The sequence below is a fragment of the Ancylomarina longa genome (assembly GCF_003996985.1).
Classification (GTDB): domain Bacteria; phylum Bacteroidota; class Bacteroidia; order Bacteroidales; family Marinifilaceae; genus Ancylomarina_A; species Ancylomarina_A longa.
Window position 1 is genome coordinate 135891 of the sequence record NZ_RJJX01000003.1, and the last position, 22955, is coordinate 158845.

General features: G+C 35.4%; 23 protein-coding genes. 7 read left to right on the forward strand and 16 right to left on the reverse strand.

Annotation, left to right across the window (positions count from 1 at the left end; all coding sequences use genetic code 11):
* Window position 1 precedes the first annotated feature (1 nt).
* Genes nosD through DLK05_RS03850 form a run of 3 tightly spaced genes read left to right on the forward strand, consistent with a single transcriptional unit; the run spans window position 2 to window position 2724 of the window.
* Entirely contained in the window at window positions 2–1249 is a 1248-nt protein-coding gene (gene nosD / locus DLK05_RS03840; protein WP_127342664.1) for a nitrous oxide reductase family maturation protein NosD, read from the forward strand.
* On the forward strand, window positions 1242–1949 hold the full coding sequence (locus DLK05_RS03845) for an ABC transporter ATP-binding protein (RefSeq protein WP_127342665.1): 708 nt from the start codon (window positions 1242–1244) through the stop codon (window positions 1947–1949). The genes nosD and DLK05_RS03845 overlap by 8 nt, the downstream gene beginning before the upstream one ends.
* Window positions 1942–2724, forward strand: a complete 783-nt coding sequence (locus DLK05_RS03850; RefSeq protein ID WP_127342666.1) for an ABC transporter permease — start codon at window positions 1942–1944, stop codon at window positions 2722–2724. Before DLK05_RS03845 ends, DLK05_RS03850 begins: the two co-directional genes overlap by 8 nt.
* Window positions 2725–2775: 51 nt before the next feature.
* Here the strand turns inward: DLK05_RS03850 and DLK05_RS17445 are convergent, their stop codons facing one another.
* The 9 genes from DLK05_RS17445 to DLK05_RS03895 form a co-directional block, all read right to left on the reverse strand.
* On the reverse strand, window positions 2776–3096 hold the full coding sequence (locus tag DLK05_RS17445; RefSeq protein ID WP_209319696.1) for a cation transporter: 321 nt from the start codon (window positions 3094–3096) through the stop codon (window positions 2776–2778).
* Between the two features lie 57 nt (window positions 3097–3153).
* Window positions 3154–4020, reverse strand: a complete 867-nt coding sequence (locus tag DLK05_RS03860) for a protoheme IX farnesyltransferase (RefSeq protein WP_127342667.1) — start codon at window positions 4018–4020, stop codon at window positions 3154–3156.
* Between the two features lie 108 nt (window positions 4021–4128).
* A complete protein-coding gene (gene coxB, locus DLK05_RS03865) occupies window positions 4129–5073 on the reverse strand; it encodes a cytochrome c oxidase subunit II (protein WP_127342668.1) in 945 nt (314 codons plus the stop codon).
* A gap of 3 nt (window positions 5074–5076) precedes the next feature.
* Entirely contained in the window at window positions 5077–5364 is a 288-nt protein-coding gene (locus DLK05_RS03870) for a cytochrome C oxidase subunit IV family protein (protein ID WP_127342669.1), read from the reverse strand.
* 9 nt (window positions 5365–5373) lie between these two features.
* Window positions 5374–5988 carry a cytochrome c oxidase subunit 3 family protein gene (locus DLK05_RS03875; protein ID WP_127342670.1) on the reverse strand — a complete coding sequence of 205 codons (615 nt, stop codon included), beginning with the start codon at window positions 5986–5988 and terminating at the stop codon, window positions 5374–5376.
* The gene (locus DLK05_RS03880) at window positions 5981–7591 is read right to left on the reverse strand and encodes a cytochrome c oxidase subunit I (protein WP_127342671.1); all 1611 of its coding nucleotides are present in this window, start codon (window positions 7589–7591) and stop codon (window positions 5981–5983) included. Before DLK05_RS03880 ends, DLK05_RS03875 begins: the two co-directional genes overlap by 8 nt.
* A gap of 13 nt (window positions 7592–7604) precedes the next feature.
* A complete protein-coding gene (locus DLK05_RS03885; protein ID WP_127342672.1) occupies window positions 7605–8390 on the reverse strand; it encodes an SCO family protein in 786 nt (261 codons plus the stop codon).
* A 429-nt stretch (window positions 8391–8819) separates the two neighbouring features.
* Window positions 8820–9053 carry a hypothetical protein gene (locus DLK05_RS03890; protein ID WP_127342673.1) on the reverse strand — a complete coding sequence of 78 codons (234 nt, stop codon included), beginning with the start codon at window positions 9051–9053 and terminating at the stop codon, window positions 8820–8822.
* A 14-nt stretch (window positions 9054–9067) separates the two neighbouring features.
* Window positions 9068–10132 carry a putative type IX sorting system protein PorV2 gene (locus tag DLK05_RS03895; protein WP_127342674.1) on the reverse strand — a complete coding sequence of 355 codons (1065 nt, stop codon included), beginning with the start codon at window positions 10130–10132 and terminating at the stop codon, window positions 9068–9070.
* Between the two features lie 140 nt (window positions 10133–10272).
* On the opposite strand from DLK05_RS03895, the gene DLK05_RS03900 reads away from it, so the two are divergent.
* Window positions 10273–11103 (forward strand): CDP-alcohol phosphatidyltransferase family protein, encoded by an 831-nt coding sequence (locus DLK05_RS03900; RefSeq protein ID WP_209319697.1) that lies wholly within the window; start codon window positions 10273–10275, stop codon window positions 11101–11103.
* Window positions 11104–11225: 122 nt separating this feature from the next.
* Here DLK05_RS03900 and DLK05_RS03905 read toward each other — a convergent pair whose 3' ends face one another.
* The 6 genes from DLK05_RS03905 to DLK05_RS03930 form a co-directional block, all read right to left on the reverse strand.
* Window positions 11226–12074, reverse strand: a complete 849-nt coding sequence (locus tag DLK05_RS03905) for a CPBP family intramembrane glutamic endopeptidase (RefSeq protein ID WP_127342676.1) — start codon at window positions 12072–12074, stop codon at window positions 11226–11228.
* On the reverse strand, window positions 12067–14004 hold the full coding sequence (locus DLK05_RS03910) for a transglutaminase family protein (RefSeq protein ID WP_209319698.1): 1938 nt from the start codon (window positions 14002–14004) through the stop codon (window positions 12067–12069). Before DLK05_RS03910 ends, DLK05_RS03905 begins: the two co-directional genes overlap by 8 nt.
* 407 nt (window positions 14005–14411) lie before the next feature.
* Window positions 14412–15503 (reverse strand): chorismate mutase, encoded by a 1092-nt coding sequence (locus DLK05_RS03915; RefSeq protein WP_127342678.1) that lies wholly within the window; start codon window positions 15501–15503, stop codon window positions 14412–14414.
* Between the two features lie 298 nt (window positions 15504–15801).
* A complete protein-coding gene (locus DLK05_RS03920; RefSeq protein ID WP_235831948.1) occupies window positions 15802–16914 on the reverse strand; it encodes a cytochrome d ubiquinol oxidase subunit II in 1113 nt (370 codons plus the stop codon).
* Between the two features lie 23 nt (window positions 16915–16937).
* Window positions 16938–18491, reverse strand: coding sequence for a cytochrome ubiquinol oxidase subunit I (locus DLK05_RS03925; RefSeq protein ID WP_127342680.1), 1554 nt, complete (start codon window positions 18489–18491; stop codon window positions 16938–16940).
* Between the two features lies 1 nt (window position 18492).
* Window positions 18493–18738 carry a DUF4492 domain-containing protein gene (locus tag DLK05_RS03930; protein ID WP_127342681.1) on the reverse strand — a complete coding sequence of 82 codons (246 nt, stop codon included), beginning with the start codon at window positions 18736–18738 and terminating at the stop codon, window positions 18493–18495.
* A gap of 749 nt (window positions 18739–19487) precedes the next feature.
* On the opposite strand from DLK05_RS03930, the gene DLK05_RS03935 reads away from it, so the two are divergent.
* The 3 genes from DLK05_RS03935 (at window position 19488) to DLK05_RS03945 (ending at window position 22773) form a co-directional block, all read left to right on the forward strand.
* Complete coding sequence (locus DLK05_RS03935; RefSeq protein ID WP_127342776.1) at window positions 19488–20423, forward strand: 4Fe-4S dicluster domain-containing protein; 936 nt, start codon at window positions 19488–19490, stop codon at window positions 20421–20423.
* 71 nt (window positions 20424–20494) lie between these two features.
* The gene (gene nrfD, locus DLK05_RS03940; protein WP_127342682.1) at window positions 20495–21835 is read left to right on the forward strand and encodes an NrfD/PsrC family molybdoenzyme membrane anchor subunit; all 1341 of its coding nucleotides are present in this window, start codon (window positions 20495–20497) and stop codon (window positions 21833–21835) included.
* A 17-nt stretch (window positions 21836–21852) separates the two neighbouring features.
* Window positions 21853–22773, forward strand: coding sequence for a c-type cytochrome (locus tag DLK05_RS03945; RefSeq protein WP_127342683.1), 921 nt, complete (start codon window positions 21853–21855; stop codon window positions 22771–22773).
* A gap of 4 nt (window positions 22774–22777) precedes the next feature.
* Here DLK05_RS03945 and DLK05_RS17900 read toward each other — a convergent pair whose 3' ends face one another.
* Entirely contained in the window at window positions 22778–22912 is a 135-nt protein-coding gene (locus DLK05_RS17900; protein ID WP_262707809.1) for a hypothetical protein, read from the reverse strand.
* Between the last annotated feature and the right edge of the window lie 43 nt (window positions 22913–22955).

Below are 22955 nucleotides of genomic sequence, written 5' to 3' on the forward strand. Positions count from 1 at the left end.
TTTGAGAAGATACTTATTCATTCTGGTTGTGATCCTGTATTCAGCTCTGCTAAAAGCTGAAGTATTAAAGGTAAGACTTAATTCTTCATTATCTTCTCTTCATATTGCGATTAAAAAAAGTCATGCAGGAGATACCATTTGGGTAGAAGCTGGTAGTTATAAAGAACCTCCGCTTTTAATAGAACATCCCTTAACGATTATTGGAATCGATTATCCTGTAATAGAAAATACCAAGAGAGAAGAGATTTTTACCATAGAATCGGATAGTGTTAATATTATTGGGTTGCAATTGCAGAATGTAGATGTGAACTACGTGAATGATTTTGCTGCAATTAAGGTGAACAAGCAAGAGGGATGCAAGTTCGAAAATAATCATATACTAAATAGCTTTTTTGGAATTATGCTGAAGAATTCCAGTACTTGTATCATCCGTAATAATTATATCAAAAGAAATCCTACCGAAGAAGAGGATGAAATGTCCACTGGTAATGCCATTCATTTATGGTATTGCAGAGATATGTTGATTGAAAAGAATGAAACAAGAAATCACCGGGATGGTATTTATCTGGAATTTGTTGATAGAAGTATTGTTCGTGAGAATTTAGTAGTTGATAATATTCGATACGGATTACATTTCATGTTTTCTGATCATGACCAATATATAGCTAATACCTTTCGGTCTAACGGAGCAGGAGTGGCAGTGATGTTTTCTAAGTATATCATCATGAAAAATAATCACTTCGAGTATAACTGGGGAAGTTCATCTTACGGTTTACTTTTGAAAGATATTACGGATAGTGAAATTATTAGGAATTATTTCAATACCAATACAACAGGCATCTATATGGAGGGGTCTAACCGGATAAAGATTTTTGAAAATATTTTTAATCAAAATGGTTGGGCCTTAAAAATATATGGGAGTAGCAATGAGAATCAATTCAGTAGGAATAATTTTTTGAATAATAGTTTCGAGTTATCTGTGTTTGGAAGATCAACGACCAATAAGTACGATGGAAATTATTGGAGTTTATATACGGGATATGATTTGGATAAAAATGGTATTGGTGATGTTCCCTATCGTCCGGTAAAACTTTTCTCGCGAATTATTGGGAAAATTCCTTCCTCTAGTATTTTAATGAGAAGTTTACTTATTGATATCATAAATTTTGCAGAAAAAGTAAGTCCGGTACTTACTCCTGACTATTTAATGGATCACCAACCCTCTAAAAAGCCTTTTGTGTATGATTGAAATACTCAACCTCCAGAAATCATATGGTAAGAATTTAATTTTAAAAGACATTTCTCTATCTCTGGAAAGAGGAAGGATAATATCCATATTAGGTCCAAATGGATCTGGGAAAACAACGCTTATAAAGTCGATATTGGGATTGGTAGTACCTCAAATTGGCGATATTCGTTTTGATGGAGAATCTATTCTTGGGAAATGGGAGTATCGTAAAAAGATTGCCTATTTGCCACAAATAGCTAGATTCCCAGAAAACCTTAAAATAAAAGAGCTCCTAAATCTCATTAAAGATATTCGCGAGCAAAATGCCGATGATAATTACTTAATTCAGTTTTTCGGATTAGAAAAAGAGATGAATAAGGCCTTGCGTAACTTATCCGGCGGAACAAGGCAAAAAGTAAATATGCTGATTGCATTTATGTTTGACTCCCCTGTCATTATTTTAGATGAACCTACTGTTGGTCTTGATCCCGTAGCGATTACCAGACTAAAGGAGCTTTTGGAGCGAGAAAAAGACAAGGATAAGCTTATCCTTTTTACCACACACATCATGAGTTTGGTAGAAGAAATTTCTGATGAAATTATTTTCTTGTTGGAAGGGGAAATATATTTTAAAGGATCGGTGGAGGAGTTGAATCAATTAAATGGTTCAGGTAATTTGGAAAAGGCAATTACTAACCTAATGGAGAAAAGAAATGTTTAAAATTTTTAAATACAGTTTTTTTGATCTGATAAGAAGTACGTGGAGTTTAGTTTATCTGCTATTCTTTTTGGTTATTACCAGTGCAATTTTATATATGAGTGGCGATTTAACCAAGGCCATTATTAGTATGATGAATGTGATTTTGATGTTGATACCTTTGGTTTCAACTGTTTTTGGAGCCATTTATCTATATAATTCCAGAGAATTTGCTGAATTGTTGTTAGCACAACCTATCAAGCGGAAGTCTTTTTTTCTCGGTCAATATTTAGGCTTATCAATCTCCTTAACAGTTAGTTTTTTGATTGGAGTAGGGTTGCCTTTCATCTTTTGGGGAGTGATAGGAAGTAAGTATCTAAGTAACTTTTTGGTTCTTATGGGGGTGGGATTACTACTTGGATTTATTTTTTCCTTATTGAGCTACTGGGTAGCACTTCGATTTGAAAATAGGATAAAAGGATTTGGATTTGCTCTCTTTATCTGGTTATTTATGTCAGTTATTTACGATGGGATATTTCTTTTAATACTGATATGGTTTGAATCCTATCCAACCGAAAATTTGGCTATCATTCTTACTCTATTTAATCCAATAGATTTAGGAAGAGTTTTAATTATGCTTTTTTTGGATACTTCTGCACTTATGGGATATACTGGAGCTGTCTTTTATAAGTTTTTTGGTGCGCTAAATGGAATTCTTATTTCATCGATGACCTTATTTCTTTGGATTATTATTCCTGTCTTTTTTCTTGTTAGATATGCTAATAAAAAAGACTTTTAACAAAAAAAACATCTCTTTAAGAGATGTTTTTGAAATGCAGAAAGATTAAGATTACTCCTCAACTTTATAGCCAACCGCTTCAATCTTTTGTGATATTTCATCACGATTAACTTTGTTTTTTTCTACTTTGAGAATGACCTTGTTGTCTTTGTGGGAAGCTTTCACCTCAATCACTCCGTCCATATTTTTTAAGCCATTTTCTACCGTGTTTTCACAACCTGTACAAGTCATACCAGTTACGTTTAATTCCATTTTATCATATTGTACCACCTGTATTTTTTCTGGCTTCGTTTTCTGGTTTTCCTTTTTTGTACTCGACTGACAAGCAGAGAAGCAGATAAAAGCGAAAATCAATATTATTACATTTTTCATTTTGGTTAATTTTTATTTGAATTATAAAGTAAGATTTCTTGTTGAAATGTCAAAATATCAGAGATAAAACCTATCTAAACTTATCATGATCATTACGATAAGAAAGTATAAATTAAGTCTTAGGAATAGTTTACGCACAGAAATTCTTTCCATTTGTTTCAGGAGGATAAAACTGTTTGGAATGATCCATAAGGAAAAAGCTAGTAGGATCCACATTAAGTATTTCGAGGAAATTACTTGAAAAGCAGGAAGTAAGAGTGCAACCACCACAGTTGCAAGCATCCAAATTAAGGTGATATTATGAATTTGTTTTCTGCTGAAAACATCTATCAAAACTTTGAATCCAGCTTGTTTGTAATCCTCACCATAAAGGAGAAGTAACAACCAGAAGTGTGGTATTTGACCAATAAAGAAAAAGAAAGCCAGCGCAAGAATGGGAGCTGCAAAGTGATGTCCACCAGCCGCAACCCAACCTATAATTGGAGGGAATGCACCACTTAAAGCACCTGGTACTACAGCAAAAGCAGAAATTTGTTTTAAAGGAGTATAAACTAAATTGTACCAAAAAATAGAAAAGATCGCAATCCATAAACTTATTGCATTTCCACCCCATGCAAGCAATCCGCAACCAATTAGAAGAAAGGAAACACTCCATCGAATAGCTTCCGGGATGCTGATCCTACCAGCCGGTATCGGCCTGAATTTGGTTCGATTCATCATTCCATCTTTTTTATATTCTTGTATGTGATTAATAGCAGAGGCGCCAGCCACAATAAAAAATATTCCAAATATAACATAGACCAAATTCCAGCTAATTTCTGGTTTAAACAGAATATAACCCGTAAAACAGGAAAAGGAAATTGGAATGGCAATCTTCACTTTTCCAAGCTCGTAGAGAACTGATATTTTAGCCCTTATATTCATATTTCAGCATCTTTATAGTTTGTATTATAGTAATAATCGTGAATATTTATTTTCAATTAATAGATTTGATGAATAAGTATATTCCTTATAGAAGGCGATAGCAGTAATTTATTCCGAAAGTGTCTTCATAAACTTAATAATTTCATCAATGTCTTCATCTGTTAAATCATCTTTATAAGATAGCATTAAGCCTCTTTTAAAGCCTTTTACTATGTCGCTATTGGGGTTATGTATTGAATTGTGAATATAGGCGCTATCAACTATTAATTCTCTTTTTTTACCTTGAGTAATCACCACTTCAGTTTTGCCGAATAGACCTTTCCATGATGGACCAACCAATTTGGAACCATCCAGTGAATGACAAGCAAGGCAACCATTCTTTTTGACGATAAGATGGCCAAGTGCTCCGGGCTTGTCTGTTATTAGCGTAGCAACACGAGTGGTGTCGATATACCATTTATCAAATTTGTCTTGTGGCATCACCACAACGGAAGTATGCATGGATGAATGTTGCAATCCACAATATTCAGTACAGAATAAGTCATATTCTCCAACTCTACCTGGAATAAACCACATCATTTGTTTCTTGCCGGGAACTAAGTCTTGTTTTAATCGAAAAGCCGGGATGTATAAACTGTGTATAACATCCAATGCTTTTAAATCCAGTTTAACTGCCCGATCTAAAGGAACGTAAAGTGTATCAGTTTGTTTCCCATTTTCATATTGAAATTGCCAATTCCACATTCGTCCTATACTCTTGATTGTGAATGCATCTTCTGGTGCTTCTTTCATCGGTTTATATCCAATCCAACCATAGTAAAACATTACCATTACCAATATTGTTGGTATGATAGTCCATGTAATTTCCAGACTAACACTGCCATGAATTTGAGTTGCCTTTGGGTTTTTAGATTTTCGATATCTAAAAACAAAGTATATCATAGTTGCAGTAATAGCTATTAGAAAAAAGAAAATAATTCCCAAAATAACCATGAATGAGGTATCCACTCCTTTTACAAAATTTGAGGCATCTGGTATTTTTTGCGAAAACATAGGCTAGCGATATAAATAATCTAAGAATGTAATAATTATAACAGAAGTAAGTAACAGAAAAACACCTGCTACCATATAGCTGTAAAATTTCTTATCAAATTTAAGGTGCATGAATATCAATAACACCAAAGTTGATTTTAAGGTAGCTAGCAGGAGAGCAGTAGCAACGGTATAAGGGCCCAGATAGATATGAGTGACGGCAACTGAGGTTAAGGTCATGAAAAGCAATGCAATCAGGACATAAACATAGGTTCGATACCGTACGATGTGAGGATGTTGTTCTTTTTCCATGAGATTTGTTTAGGTGATCAGATAAAATAATGGGAATAGGAAAATCCAGATTAAATCGACAAGATGCCAATAGAGACCGCTATTTTCCAGAATAATAAAATTATCATGCTGAATCTTATCTTTGGCAACCAGACGCATGACATATCCAATAAATGCCATACCAATAATAATATGAAGAGCATGAAGGCCTGTCATTGTATAATACAAACCAAAAAACAAGATCTCTCCTCTACTGGCTTCTTGCAAAATAGTGCTACCGGGGTAAATACCATGAGAAATTTTACCACTCCACTCGAAGTATTTATTTACCAGAAAAAGAAAAGCCAGGAACAAAGTAACCCCCATTAAAATAAGGGTCAACTTTTTGTTTTTATATTGAATCGCACTAATTGACATGGCAATTGTCATGCTACTTACTAATAGAATCACAGTATTTATGGTTCCGGTAAATGTGCTTAATTCGTGTGCGGCAAGATGAAATGCCAATGGGTTTAAATAACGATAAACCGAGTAAACGATAAACAAACCTCCGAATAAAAGCAATTCCGTAAATATAAAAATCCACATGCCAGTTTTGGCACCTTCGTCATCCCGATGTTCGTCGATGTGTACGTGATCATTCATAGTCATAAGGTTGTTTGGTTACAACAGGAATTTCATCAAAGTTTTCCAGGGTAGGAGGGCTGGCAATAGACCATTCTAAAGTCTTGCCTTTCCAGGGATCAGCCTCTGCAATTTCTCCTTTCCTTGCGGATCGGATCAAATTTGTGATAATAATAATTAGACCAGCAATCATTAACATGGCGCCGAAAGAGGATACGATATTAGGACCATGGAATTCTTCCACATAATCGTAATATCTGCGAGGCATACCAATCATACCCAAATAAAACATAGGTAAGTAGAGTGTATTGAAACCGGTAAAGAATATGGCTAATCCGATATTTGCCCAACCTTTATCGTACATTCTGCCAAACATCTTGGGATACCAGTAATGCAAAGCACCAAAAAAAGCAAATCCTGTTCCGCCAAATACAATAAAATGGAAGTGTGCCACAACAAATGCCGTATCATGTAAATGGACATTTGCAGAAAGAGCACCTAATACCATTCCTGATAAACCTCCAATCATAAAAACGAACAGAAAGCAGAGTGCCCACAAGAATGGCGTTTGAATATCGATGGATGCTTTATGCAATGTTGCTACCCAATTAAATATTTTGATAGCACTAGGTATTGCAACCAAAAAGGTTAGGATTGAAAAAGTATAAAGTGCAGTTCCGCTCATTCCTGAAGTAAACATGTGATGTCCCCAAACAAAATAACCAACGAATGCGATCGCAAGAGTAGAAACTACAATCGCTTTATAGCCAAAAATGGTTTTACGGGCAAATGTTGGTATAATCTCAGAAATGACTCCCATTGCCGGTAAAATCATGATGTAAACTGCCGGATGGGAATAAATCCAGAAAAGGTGCTGGTATAAAATAGGATCACCGCCTAAAGCAGGATCGAAAAATCCAATTTGCAAGGTTCTTTCCAGTACGATCATCAGTAAGGTAACTCCAACAATAGGGGTTGCTAACACCTGAATCCAGGCAGTACCATATAAGGCCCAGGGGAATAGAGGCATTTTCATCCATGCCATTCCCGGAGCACGCATTCTGTGAATGGTAACGATAAAATTTAATCCTGTTGCTATGGAGGAGAATCCCAGAATGAAAGCCCCTGTGACAGCTGGTAGCATATTGGTACCAGTTCGGAAACTATAGGGAGCGTAAAAGGTCCAGCCGGTATCTGGAGGTCCATCACCAATAAATTGTGAAGAAAGTACAACTAGAGCACCTAAAATGTAGATCCACCAGGAAAGGAGATTTAATTTTGGGAATGCCACATCTTTTGCTCCAATCATGATGGGAAGAAAGAAATTACCAAATACTGCTGGCAAACCCGGAACTACAATTAAAAAAATCATGGTGATTCCATGCAGCGTAAAAAAGCTGTTATAAGTTTGGGCATCCATAATGGTCTTGCCCGGAGCAATTAATTCAATTTTCATTAATAGGCCTAATGTAGCGGCCACACTAAACAGCACAAGCATACTATATAAATACAATAAACCGATTCGCTTGTGGTCTGTTGAAAAAATCCAGGCAAACAGTCCCTTAAATCTTCCTTGATATTCGAGGTAGCTTACCTGATTGTGTTGAAGAACAGTCTCAGACATAAAATGTAAGTATTTAGGAATGTATTTTTTTTCTAGGTTTTCTGATGATCAGTAACAGGAATACAATAAGCCCCATTAACAAAATAATGGCTCCTGTTATTTTTGTGATATTTAAGACATAAGCATGCCCAACAGGATCATAGGAATAACAATATTGTAAAATTTTGTTGATGGTAGGTCCTGCTTGACCTTTCGAAGCCTCTAGCATTGCCAGTTTAAATTCAAATGGCAGAAAATAAGTTCCGTTCAGATAGCGCGTGATTTTTCCTTCGGGACTGATCACGATCACAGTTGCAGCATGAGTATAATCATTGCCTGTTTTTTTATAACGAAATCCCATCATTTTTGTAGCCTCGGCAATATTTGCACTATCGGCAGTAAAAAATTGCCAACCTTCTTGTGTGTTTTGTCCGGTAATTAGGGATTTATAATTGTTTTTCTTCTTCACGGCCAGATCTGTTGTTTCAGATGGATCAAAACTGATCGTAAGTACCTGGTAATCTTTGGCAAGTTTTAAATCGCTTTTTTGAATTACATCTGCCAATCCATCCATAAGTGGACTACAGATACCCGGGCATCTGAAATAGACAAATATTAGAGCTGTAGGCTTGTCAATCTGAGCTTTTAAGGAAACGGTTTCTCCTTTTTCGTTGATTAACTGAATATCGTTGGGAATGGTGTCGTTAAGATGCTCGATTACTCCAACTTCAAAATCGTAATACAGATCTTTGTTTTTTTGGGCGAAGAGAATTAAACTTTGAAATAGAAAGGCAAGGCAAATGGCAAGTTTTAACTTCATTGTAGGTCCTCCATAATTTATTTAAGGTGCTTGGGAAGAAAAGGGTAATTTGAAACCAAAGGATTCATTTTTTCCATCTCTTATAAATATAGAAAAATAATCGCATGGAGCTTATGGTTAATTGTCTTTTTTTACGATAGTTAGCTATTTAGAATTAGGTGTTATTTTGAAAAATATAGTTCTGTTAGCTATTTTTACTGGTTCTAAACAATGTTTTTACTGATGAAAAGATTAAACAAAATATAGCTTTGTTTCGAATTTTTTGCTGGCAGTAGGTAAGGCGGTAAAAAGAAAATTAATAAGTCCAAATTAAATGTTGAGTAAAATAAGAGTGGAAAATTGGAGGTGAGCTTAGACTTCGATAAAGTCTAAGCCTGGAAGGATCACTTACACACTTTGCGGGATAATGTCGCTTTTAAACAGAAAATACTAATAAAAATGATCAGACACAGTTCCATGAATATATCCTGAATATATCCGAAGGGTTACACCCAAGCTACTTTTCTGTTCCCCCAGCTTACTTTCTTGTTCCGCCGAGCTACTTTCCTGTTCCGCCAAGCTACTTTCCTGTTCCGCCAAGTTACTTTCCTGTTCCGCCGAGCTACTTTCTTGTTCCGCCAAGTTACTTTCCTGTTCCGCCGAGCTACTTTCTTGTTCCGCCAAGCTACTTTTTGCGACTAATCGAAGGAATAGGCTAGTGAAATTACGTTAGAATATTTTGCAACTGACTGGTCGCCAATATCAGTAAGTGCATAATCCAGACGAATACCTCTGTAATGGATGCCTAAACCCAAATTAGGCTGAAAAGTCCATGTTTTGCTATTATCAAAGTCGGTTTCCTGTTGCAGATGATTAATACCGGCTCTTAGAAATATCAACTGATTGTAAGATGTTTCCACACCCAGATGAGGATCAATACTTATGGGATTGCTTCGCAGTAGGACGTTTCGTTTGCCGTCAAAGGTAATATCAGTATCCAGCTCGGCCATCAAGGCAAAATGATCTGAGATTTTAAAATTTCGATTAGCAGCAAGAATCAATCTGGGAAGTGTTAATTCCGTTGAATTCTCCGGAATCTCATTCCCCGTAACTGCAAATACATCTTCCAAATCGCTGGTATTAAAAATCCATGCATTAAAGGTACTTGTGGCATCGCGTACTACTGCTGCAAATCGCCAGTTTCCTTTGCGATAACTTGCCGCGGCATCTATTCCAAAACCATATGCCGAAGCAAATTTACCGGTATGCCGATAAATTAGTTTTACATTAGCACCAAGACTAAGTCCTTCGATACCGGTTTTTCGCGAATAGGAAATTAAAAAAGCATAATCGGCAGCAGAGAAGGTACTTATCCTGTCGTATCGGATATTTCCGTCTTTATCAATTAGTTCCAGCGTATTGGGAATATCGTCCACACCATATCGAATCAGGCTTAGACCGATAGCACTCTCCGCATTTATTTTCATGGCAAATCCCAGATAATCATAGGCAGATAATCCCCCAAAATATTCCGAATGCATAGCCGAGATATCGAATTTGTGATCTAATTCAACCAGGTTGGCTGGATTCCAGAAGGCAGCTTCTGCATTTTTTTGCGAAGCGATGCTGGCATCCCCCATTCCAAAAGAACGTGCTCCCACACCAATGGAAAGAAATTCATTACTATAGGTAGGAGCTGTTGTTTGTGCGAATGACGAATAAGTGATACCTATAAACAATAAGAGTGCTAAAATTCTGGGCATACCTGTTTTTTCTGTGTAGGGTAAAAATAGTATTTTTTTGAATCTTAAGCATTCTTGTCGGAGATTCGTCTGGTTTTGTTACTGCCGATTCATTTTGTAGCGATTCATCTGTATTCAGGAACTTCAATTTTTATTAAAAGATGATTGTAGGGAAGAGGAAACAAGAGATTGAGAAAATTCCCTTATTTTTGTCAGGCAAAACAAAATCAGAATTCATGAGTCAGGCAAAAGGAATTATCAAACACGTACCCAACACCATCACCTGTTTAAATTTATTTTCGGGATGTACAGCTAGTTTAATGGCTTTTGAAGGCCATTTGGTAGCAGCTGCTTTTCTTATTTTACTTGCAGCAGTTTTCGATTTTTTCGATGGCCTTGCAGCACGAGCCTTAAAAGCGTATTCGCCAATGGGAAAAGAACTGGATTCGCTGGCTGATATGGTTAGTTTTGGATTTGCTCCAGGTATGATTGCCTTTTCCTATCTAAAGGCTTCTGTTTTAGGAGATGCTTCCCTTGCTTTTAATCCGGCAGAATTAAGTTTCTCGCAGATGGCTATCATGCTTTCCGCATTTATCATCCCTATATTCTCCGCCTTGCGTTTGGCAAAATTTAATATTGATACCCGACAAACTGCATCTTTTATAGGAGTTCCCACCCCGGCAAATGCTATGTTTTGGGCATCTTTACCATTGGTATTATTTTATGGCAATTACCCAATAATAGAGAGTTGGTTATCGAATCCTTATGTGATTATTGCAGCAATTATTATTTGTTCCTACTTATTGGTAGCTGAAATTCCGATGTTCGCACTCAAGGTTAAAAGTCTGAGTTGGAAGGAGAATCAGATTCGTTATCTGTTTTTACTTAGCTTGTTTATTTTGGCTATTTTGCTTCAGTGGCTGGTAATTCCAATGATTCTTTTTGTTTACATTCTATTCTCTTTAATAGATAATTGGATCATCCGAAAGTAATTTATTGCCTTAGCGCGATATTATTATCTCTTAATTTCCTGAAAATAGTATGGGCATTAATGTTTGATGCTTAGGAGCAAATCAAACCTTAATACCCAAATCGCTATATAAAACTGTGATTTCTATATTTTAGATGCAGATTCTGCTGTCGAAGATTTAAAATAATTTTCGAAATATCGGTAGACTAACCAAAGGATAAAAATAGCCAAACCGAAGATAAGCACTCTGTTGATTGTTCCAATTTCAAATAAATCTGCTGTATCAGTTGTGTCAGGATATAAAAAATATATCAAAAATGCAGTGGCATTATTCAAAAAATGGATGAAGATGCATAGCCATAAAGAACGAGTTCTCCAGTATAAATAGCCAATTCCCAAAGCCACAATAAAAGCAGCTACAAATTGCCATGGATTTAAGTGCAGTATTCCAAAAAATAATGCCGACCAAATAATAGCCTTTTTAGGATTGTAGTTTTTTAGCAATCCTTCCAATACAATCCCTCGCAGGAGAGTTTCCTCCAGGATAGGAGCGGCAACGGCAACAGTTAAAAATCCCCAGATATTTGGTTCCATCATTTCCTTAAATAGATTTTCCAAGAACGAGGGCATGGGAACCCAGCTGGTTATTTCGCTATTTATCCAGATAAAGGAGAGGGTCATTAAAACAACCATAGGCAGGATTATAAGAGGAAAGGGCTTTAAACTAAGGAACCTTCCATTTTCAGGATTTTTTTTCCAGAAAAAACGAAGTAGCCAGATCAAAAGGATCATCGGAATGGAATAATTCATCAATAAATAAAATCCATGTTGGATATCAATTCCGGAAAGTTGGATTACACCCAATGGAATACTGTACAAAAGGGTGATTAGAATAAAATAACCCAGCATTCCCCATCCTTGTTTAATGCTAGGATATGCTAATTGTGCGGGTACTTCTTCCGCGCTGATTTCAGTCTCTATTTGCTTATTCATTGATACTAAGATTAGTTGTTTTTTTAATTACTATTTGGGAACGAAGCATTTTATTCATCTGTACATACAGTTCCTTTAGATTTGAATAGTATTCTTTGGGGAATGAAGTATTGTTAAGCTTAAAAGTAGTTCTGATTTGTAAGATATTCCCGCTTAATTGAGTCATAAGTTCAAATTTCCCGCTATCGTATGGAAGTTTCACCGTCTTCGATTTTGGATAATCTTCGAAAGTGTAATTCTCAGGTAATTGAATTTTTATATGAATAGAGTTTGCTCTTTTGTAGTTGTAATCGATTCTGTACTGTCGCGTTTCGGCTACAAATGGATTCTGAATTATTTTTTCTGGGAATGGAGAAAAATAGCTAATATCTGAATCATCCTCCCAATCTATATCCATATCCATTTTTCCGGAAATCAATAAGGCTTTATCTAGTGCATTTGCATTTTGAATCTGAATGGAATCATAGTCTACACTATATCTCTCCGGATCAATTATCCTTTTCACCCAATTCTCTATTCCATCTTCACTAATTTTTTGTCTGCTATTGGCAGCATAATATCCTGTTTCCTGTACTTTCATATTGCAAACAGGCTTTGATAAATCAGAGAAATCATAGTTCAGATATAAACTTTGTGAATTCTTGGAATATGGTTTTATTACTACCCATTGTGGTTTTGTCTTATCTAAGACATAGGCTTGATAATTTAAATCTTTCTCTGCCAATAAATCGTAGGGACGATAAGCCGAAGTCGCATCGAGAAAGAATTTCTTGTTGTACAATTCTACTTCAGCCATCACATGATTGAACTGACTAAGAAGTGGATAGTCTTTTTGTATGAGTCCTCTATTATTTGTTCTTGCAAGTGCAGGATTACAATTAATTCCGGCCTCGCGAAGCAGAAGAACCAGCAGGTAATTAATTTCGGAATCGCTGGCTATTTTTTCTTCCAAAACCTTTTGAGGTGATTTTTTAGGAAACAATCGGTATTTTTCATCCCACTTGACCCTGTCTTTCACAAAATCATATATTTTTTCAATTTTTTCCCAATTATTTTCACTGCCATCCAATAGGTTTTCCAGTTGCTTTCTGGCAAATCCTCTTCTTTCCAAAAAATGGATTTTTTCCAGATACTCTTTTGCTAAATCTTTCCAGGTAGTCATCGAATCCTTATATATTAAAGAACCTCCAATGGAAGATTTATCACGAGTATAATATCCTGATAATTGAAATCGAATTTGCTCTACGTAATCCAGATAATTATTTATAAAACTCTCCTTTTTTATGGAAGGCATATTTTCTAAAACCCACTCTTTGCTGCTTATGTTACCATATTTAGCAGATAACTGATCCCCAAACATTATCAGATTGTATTTTAAGCTTTCAGGCATATTCACATGTAAAACACTATACAAAACGGGAATATCCGACTGAAAATACCAGGTATCCAGATAGGAAAAGAAGGTGGAGTTGTTGGTGTATTTATATTCGATAATAGATCCAACCTTCACATTTGGCAAACTAAAACGTACTTCTCCATAATTTTCGTTTGCATCAACGGTGTATATAGCGTCTCTGCTAAGATCTGTAATTTCTTTCTTTCCGTTTTTATCGAAATTAATGGTATGCGCTTTCACACTGGTTATATTCTCTATTCCATCCTTTCTGTAAAACGGCAATTTTATAGTAGCATACTTCAATCCTTCCTCTTTTAAAATTTTTATCCTTACGTGATAATAGTATTTAATATTAGAATAGCTGATGTCCGTAACTCTGCTATCATAAAGAAAGACCGCAACCGCATCCTTTTCATAAGGACATGTTTGAAGCTCCATTTCTTCTTTGGAAATCTTTCCGTATTTGAAATTTTTCGCCAACAGTGAGGAGCTGTATAGGGATAGGCATAGAATAATAATAGTTAGTTTTTTCATTTTCTGTATTAAAATTAATTTTAGAGCCATTAAATTAAACAGAATAATTGAAGATACAATCGTAGTATTAACAATAGTTATATATTAAAGTAATATAGAATAATTCCCAATAAGGGATAAAACAGGACGGAAACTAATTTGCTATCTCGGTATGGATACTTTTCAGAGACAAAAGAAGCTTTTGGCCGGACACATCTATTTCAGGATTGCTTTCGCAGAAACAAACAGAATAATTAATTGTCAGATAGGTCGGTGATAGGTCTAAATGGGATAGAAGCAGTCTCTTTTTATTTGTGGAAATTGAAATAATAAAATGAGGATAGCTGATTTTGAGGCAACTGAAAAGGACGTAAGGATAGAAGAAAATATTGTTTAAAAATGAGCTATCCCTTTAAATAGTGGAAAGTTTACTTTCTGTTCATTACTTCATTTTGTTTCAGAATTGACTCCTTATGAATCATTCTTAAAAGCTGAACCATAAAGCTCTCCGAGATACCAAGCGTTTTTCCTAATTCAATTCCTCTCTCCCGAACCTTTTCCCATCTTTGAAGTTGAAGAATTTTCATGTTCTTTTCATGTTTGTATTCTCCGATTTCTTCGACAATTTTCATGCGCTGAGCAAGGAGTTCAATCAATTGAGCATCTACCGAATCAATTTGATCTCTGAAATTTTCGAGACGATCCACTTCTGCGTCCTCCACACAATTCAATCTGCAAACCAAGCCTCTTAATACTTGATCTAAGTCCGCGGGTGTTAATTGCTGTTCAGAATCACTTAAGGCCTCTTCCGGACAAATATGGCTTTCAATCATTAATCCATCCATATTTAAATCTATCGCCTTTTGAGCCATTTCCGCAATATATTTTCGTTTTCCTGCTATATGACTAGGATCACAAAGGATAGGTAAATTGTGAAAACGAGATTTTAATTCAATTGGAATTTCCCATTTCGGAATATTTCGGAACATGGTCTTCTCAAAAGGATAAAATCCGCGGTGAATAGCAGCCAATCGGGTAATTCCGGCTTTATTAATTCTTTCAAGAGCTCCAATCCATAAATTAATATCAGGATTAATTGGATTTTTCACCATTACCGGGATATTCATTCCCTGTAAAGCGCTTGCAATTTCCTGTACCGAGAAAGGATTAGAAGTGGTTCTGGCTCCAATCCACAAAATATCAACATTGTGCCTTAGGCACATTTCAACATGTTTGGGTGAAGCTACTTCAACGGTAGTTAGTAAACCTGTTTCTTGCTTCACTTCATTCAGCCATTGCAAAGCGTCTAATCCTCTTCCTTCGAATGTATTCGGACGAGTTCGTGGTTTCCAGATACCAGCACGAAAGATTTTTACTTGTTCTATTTTTTTTAACTCTTTCGCTGTTGCAATCATTTGTTCTTCTGATTCTGCACTACACGGTCCACTGATTACAACAGGAGTTGTATCCAATTTCTTAAACCATTCATTCAATGGTTTTATATTTCCCAGTTCACTCATGAAAAACAATTTAGGCTGACTAATATTACTGCTTGATATTTAATTGGCACAAAAATACACTTTTAAATGACACTATAGAATCTTACCAAAAGAGAATTGGCATCTCCAGGAGATGCCAATTTATTTTCGCGATATAGTTCTATATAAACGAAATTAGAGTGAATAAGATTATTATTTCTCTAGCTGATCTGAGAACTTTTTCAAACTCAGTCGGACAAGTTTATAGCTGATGAAAATCAGTGCAGGCCATGTTAATAGCCATATGATTGATGATATATACATGATCTTAAATTTTAGTTTAGTACAAATGTTCTTCAGACTTCATTTCTTCCAAGTCTATTGGTTTATTGTTTATTGCTCTCCAAACATATATAATATATGCAAGAACAAAAGGCACCATCAAGGACACATAACTCATTGCAGTTAACGAATAATGAGAGGACGATGCGTTTTGAATAGTTAAGGAAGATTGCAGATCTGCAACAGATGGATAAAAGGCAGTGTTATTAAAACCCGCGATTAAGAAAAGCGAAAATACAACCATTATGGTTCCGCCTCCTGCAAACCAAATTCCTTTGGTATATTTTTCAGACAGATAGCTTTTTATTAATCCAAAGAGAACACCTACAACTCCACCTAAGAATAAAATTGCAACAATTGGCATAGCCAATAAATTGTGCAAGTACTTATAAGGTTCCATCGAAATAAAACCTGTATTTGGATCCACTGCAAATCCTTTCATCAACAATAAACGAATCACAAAGAATAGGAACACGATCAAAAATGGAATTCCGGAATATAGTAATTGCTTTTTGGAACGAGCATATATATTCTCCTCCCGAATGTTATTCATAAAGTATAAACTAGCTAATAGTCTAGCCAAAAAGAATACCGTTAAACCCAAAGCCACATTACTAATGTTTAATACTGCTTCTAATCCGCCAAAAGAGGTAGCCCACTGCGATTGGTTCATATCATTAACGGTAAATTCTGCACCATTAAAGAATGTGCCTACAGCTGTTCCTAATAAGATAGTTCCCAATAGACCATTAATAAATAAAAAGACTTCAAATGTTTTTGCTCCCCAAACATTTGAAGGTTTACTCCTAAATTCATAGGATACTGCCTGAATGATAAAGCAAAATAAAATAGCCATCCACACCCAATAAGCACCACCAAATGAAGTCGAGTAAAATAGAGGGAATGAAGCAAACATGGCTCCTCCAAATGTTACTAATGTAGTAAATGTGAATTCCCATTTTCTTCCTAAGGAATTAACAATCATTGTTCTCTCCATTTTCGTCTTGCCGAGACGATAGATTAAGGTTTGCCCACCTTGAACGAAGAGTAGAAAAACCAGAAAACTTCCTAATAGCGAATCGATAATCCACCAATATTGTTGTAACGCCAAATGTGATAAATTTTCAAACATGATTATTTTCCTCCGTGGTTTGGTCCGTTTTTAATTTGTTTTAGCATGATCTTGAGTTCAGCAATCAGCAATCCCGTAAATACAAACAAGAATAAAAAGAATGTAATTTTAACAGAAATCGCATCAATGTTGGAAACGGCAGTAAGTGTAGGCATCAAATCTTGTATAACCCAGGGCTGGCGACCCATTTCAGCAACGATCCAGCCACATTCCGAAGCAATATAAGCTAGCGGAATACTCCAAATTGCAGCCCGAAGAAACCATTTTTTAGTAGCAATTTGGTTTTTGTATATATAAACCAAACTGAGGATAAAAAGAAGAATAAACCACATCCCCAAACCTACCATTGTATGAAAACTGTAAAAGGACATGGAGATTGGAGGAACGGTATCGTAAGGATCATTAAAATAGCCATAACCGAAATACTTAAAGTTTGCCTCCAAATCTTTTTGAGCTTGTTCCGCCAACGTTAGATCTCCTGCTTTTTTTGCTATTTTAAAAGTCCTTAAGGCAGCAATTGCTTTTTGTCCTATGGCTATTTTTTCATTTACCGAAGGATGAACTATGCCATCATTATCGGTAAATCCATTAATTATATCATTTATGCCAGGAACAAAAGCTTTACCATCTAAATATGCCATATAGGAAAGCATATTAGGGATTTCGATTTTAAAATTAAAATCTTTCATATTTTTGTGCTTCCCATTCGGGCTTTCGGTCATCACTCCAAATGCAACTAGTCCTGCTCCGGCGGAACCATCATATAGTCCTTCTATAGCGGCAAATTTCATGGGTTGATTTCTCACGATTTCCCGAGCCGAATTATCACCGGTTAAAACAGTATATAATGAACTTGTCAGTCCAAAAACAGCAGCTATAATGATACTTTTCTTAGCGAAAGCTATGTTTGTTTTCTTTAGCAAATACCAGGCACTTATCCCTAGTACAAAAACGGCAGCTAAAGTGTAGGATGAGGAAAGTGTGTGAAGAAATTTGTTTACAGCCGTTGGGGAGAATAAAATATCCCAGAAGTTCATCATTTCATTTCTTGCTGTGTCCGGATTAAATTTCATGCCAATTGGATTTTGCATCCATCCGTTCGCTACTAAAATCCATAAGCCCGATAAATTAGAACCTATTGCTACTAACCATGTTGAAACTAAATGAAATCGTTTACTCACTTTATTCCAACCAAAGAACATGACAGCAATAAATGTTGACTCCATGAAAAAGGCCATAATTCCCTCTACAGCAAGTGGAGCACCAAATATATCTCCTACAAACCAGGAATAATTGGACCAGTTGGTACCAAATTCAAATTCAAGAATAATTCCGGTTGCCACTCCAATGGCAAAATTAATCCCGAATAGAGTCATCCAAAACTTAGTAATCTTTTTCCATTGTGAATCACCTGTTTTATAGTAAATGGTTTCCATTATGGCAATAATAAATGCCAAACCAAGTGTCAACGGAACAAATATCCAATGATACAATGCTGTTAAAGCAAATTGTGCTCTGGACCAATCTACCAGAGACAGATCAAAATGTTCTACCATATTATTGATTTTTAGGATTAGTTAATTGATCAATCACATATTCACTACGCTCCTGATCGTTATTGTATTTTGATTTTAAAAAATTCGGGAAGAAAAATAATTTCATTACAAAAAACAGGATAAATAATTTTATTAAAATTACTAACCATACTTGGCGACTCCATTCTTTTTGATTTTTGAACCCTTCTAAATAGAATTGCCATATAACACGAAATAGGTTTTTTGATCTTATTTGATTGTTACTCATGTTACAATTACTTCAAATGATTACATTCTGATTGCCTTTATTCACGTAATATTTAAAATGAGGAATCAAAAGATATTTTGTTGTATTAACTTATGAAATGTTGATGAACAAAACTAATTTAGAGTATTCCTTTCTTCTCTCCAAGTAAAGAGTATTAATAAATATCTTCATCTCCCATCTATAGTGCATTTGCTGGATCAAAAGTAAGAATTCTCTTAGGTAGACAGGTAAATTCCTCATAGAAAGATTTTATATAGTAATTCAAAAAATCTATAAGTAATTAAATGTCAATTTATTAAAAATTCAATTTAAGTAGAATATTAAAAGCATTAATCATTGATTTTATGGGATATACAGCAAGATTATTAATCAGGAGTTGTGAAATCGTTTTCGGAAATCTTGTAGGATAGCTCAAAATGATTATTTGTCTCCGATTTATATATAAATTTCATGTTTTCAGGGTTTTAAGATTCTTTAATCCTTTTATTAGTGAAAGCGCAATTAAATCAAAGCATTACAGACTCTAATGCATCATGTCTTGCAATTCGAATTATTTCTTTATATTTGATTTTACCGATAATTTTCAACAGAACATAATTGCATCTAAATAAATAGGACTAAACAACTCTAAACAGGGAGAAAAGAGAATTCTATTTAGAATGGTTTCAGATAAAATTTTCGATTCTATTATTCCACATATCTGTAGGAATAAAAACATAGGAGAAATAAAAAACTAACTTAATATCATAATGAAAGAAGATTCATCAAAAAATGGTCGACGAAAATTCCTGAAGAACTTGGGCGTTACGGTTGGCGCAGCTGGTGTGGTAAGTAGTTTTTCATTGTTGGGAGCAGCTAAAGCGGCTGCTAAAGAACCAGCAGAAATGGTGAATTTACTTACACAAGACGGACAATTGGTTCAGGTAGATAAAAATCAATTACGACCAACGGTAACTGCTCCTTTGAATGAATTGCAAAAACGTGGACGTGAAGGTATTCCTGGGAAGTCGTTTGTGATGGTAATTGATCTTAGTAAATGTCGTAATGCCAGAAAATGTATGGCTGCCTGTCAAAATCATCATCAGCTTAGACCCGATCAGCATCATATTAATGTATTGCAAATGCAGGATGCTGAATATACTGCACCTTACTTCATGCCTAAACCTTGCCAGCATTGCGACAATCCTCCATGTACAAAAGTCTGTCCTGTAGATGCAACGTTTAAACGTCAGGATGGTATTGTTTTGATAGACAATGAAAGATGTATCGGTTGCAGGTTCTGTATTGCTGCTTGTCCTTATTCTGCTCGTATTTTCCAGTGGACTGAGCCTAAAGATGCTGAAAAATATAAGGATCTTACCTACAATATTGAAGCGAATGTACCACAGAAAAAAGGAACTGTGAGTAAATGTTTGTTTAGTGCCGATAGATTGCGCGTGAATAAACTTCCTTCTTGTGTGTCTTCCTGTCCTAACGGAGTATATTATTTTGGTGATAGAAATGAAGATGCAGTTACCAATGGAACTACTCATGAAACTGTTCGTTTTTCCAAATTGATTGAGGAAAATGCCGGATATACTTTAATGCCGGAATTAGGAACAAAACCCAGGGTTTACTATTTACCTCCGAAAAATCGTGCATTTAAATTTAATGGCGACTTATTAAATGAAGAAAATCTGCATTAAAATTTTTATACAGATTAGAAAAAATACTGAAAATTAAATAGATAATTGTTTGCCCTAAATAGAATAATCATATGAATGACTTACCAAAACAGGAAGAAACTACACTTTCATTTGAAAAAATAAAAAAAGACATTCTACATCCATTGCAAAACCACAAAGGATTAGAGCTTTGGATTGTTTTTTTAGTCACAGTAATAGCCGTTTGTGGCTGGGCCTATATTGTTCAGTTAAGAGATGGTTTAGGTGTTACCGGGATGCGGGACTATGTTTCCTGGGGACTGTATATCGCCAATTTTGTATTCTTTGTTGCTGTTAGTTTAGTGGGTATGTTAATCTCCTCCATTTTGGGATTATTACGAATCGATTGGATTACGCCTATTTCACGAATATCGGAAATGATAGCTGTAGCTTTTGTTGCTGTTTCCGGATTGGTAATCATTATGGATATGGGTAGGCCTGACAGAGTTGCCAATGTTATTATTCATGGTCGTTTTCAGTCGCCAATACTTTGGGATATAACAGTAGTTACAACCTATCTCATGATAAGTCTTTTATTATTGATATTACCAATGATTCCTGATTTAGCCATTTGTAAAAATGAGCTGAAGAAAGCTTCACCTATCATGAAAAAGATTTATAACGTCTTGTCTTTGGGATATATTAATACCCCAAGTCAGCACAAGCATCTTCACCGCATGATTAAGACATTAATGGTATTGATTGTTCCTGTTGGTTTGGCTATTCACACCGTTACATCATGGTTGTTTGCAGCTACTTTGCGTAATGGTTGGGATACTACCATTTTTGGACCCTACTTTGTTGCCGGTGCATTCGTTGCCGGGGCAGCTGCATTGGTAATGGCAATGTACTTTTTTAGAATCAACTATAAACTTCAGGATTATATTACTGATGTTCAGTTCGATTATATGGGGAAATTGATGGTAGCTGTTTGCCTTGTATATCTTTACTTTAACCTGAATGAATTTTTAGTTCCCGGATATAAAATGAAAACCGGAGATGATGTGCATTTGAAAGAATTATTTACAGGACATTGGGCTGTTCTATTTTGGTGTTCGCAACTATTAGGGAATGTTATTCCTATTATTCTTCTTCTCATGAAAAAATTCCGAAAGCCACTTCCCTTGATGTTGATTTCTATATTTGTTTTGGCTTCGGCTTGGATTAAAAGATATGTGATCGTAATCCCAACGCTATTACACCCTCATCTTCCAATTCAAAATGTTCCGGAAAATTTTGTTCATTATTTTCCAACCGGTATTGAAATAGCCGTTACGGTTCTAAGTTTTGCTTTAGCCTTGCTAATCATTACTGTTTTGGCGAAAATATTCCCGGTAGTTCCCATTTGTGAAATTGCAGAACAGAGAGGAATTGAAGTGAAAATTGAAGACTAATCAAGAATAATTAAACAATGAAAAATATATATCAATTACTTACTTGTCTAATTCTGATTTTAAGCTTATCGAATTTTACGGTTCAGGCAGAAGATTGGGGTGTGCCTTCCTCCGCTAAGAAAAAGCATAATCCTTATGATGCTAATGTGAAAAACATTAGTTCCGGGAAGAAAATTTTTAATATTAACTGTAAAACTTGTCATGGAGATCCTGGCAAGGGAAACATGATTCACCTCGTGCCTATTTCACCTACGGATATTGGTTCTCAGGATTTTCTAGTTCAAACTGATGGTGAAATTTATTATAAAATAAATAAGGGTAATGGCGCCATGCCAACATTTGAAAAAACGTTAAATGACGAACACAAATGGATGGTAATAACTTATTTAAGATCTTTTGATAAGAGTAATAGAAGAAGTGAAAAACTTGCAGAAGTGAAAAATCCAGAGGTGACAGATGTAAAACTAGATTTGGAAATTCAGGACAGTAGCAAGTATATACTTGCTCATCTAACCGGAATGACTAAAAAAGGGAAACGTGTTGGATTGCATGGAATTGAAATGAGTTTTTTAGTGAAACGAAACTTTGGCTATTTAGATATCTCCAGGGAGGATGCTTATACCGATGATAATGGTAAGGTGGAGACTGTTTTCCCTTACGATCTACCGGGCGATCGCGAAGGGCATGTCGATCTTTTAGTAAAACTCACTGATGATGCTTTTTATGGGAATTTGGAGAAATCACAAATTGTGAGCCTGGGAGTTCCTACTATTCCGGTCAATCCATTAGATGAAAGAGCGATGTGGGGAACAAGAGCGAATGCTCCCATCTGGATAATGGTTAGTTATATTGGTGGCGTATTTGTTATTTGGGGAGTGATTTTCTTTGTGCTATTTCAGATGATTAAAATTCCACGATTAGCTCAAAACAAGGAGTAAACAATTAGTTGGTATTATCCTTATTCTTTTTTGGCGGTTTAGAGCCACCTTCCAATTTATAAAGAAGATAATCTATACCAAACAAAAAATGAATAGCTGTAATTGCTACAAGAATATATACCAGAGTTGAATCTTTCATAACCAACTAATATTTAATATTTTCGGGTAGGCAAGATGAAAAA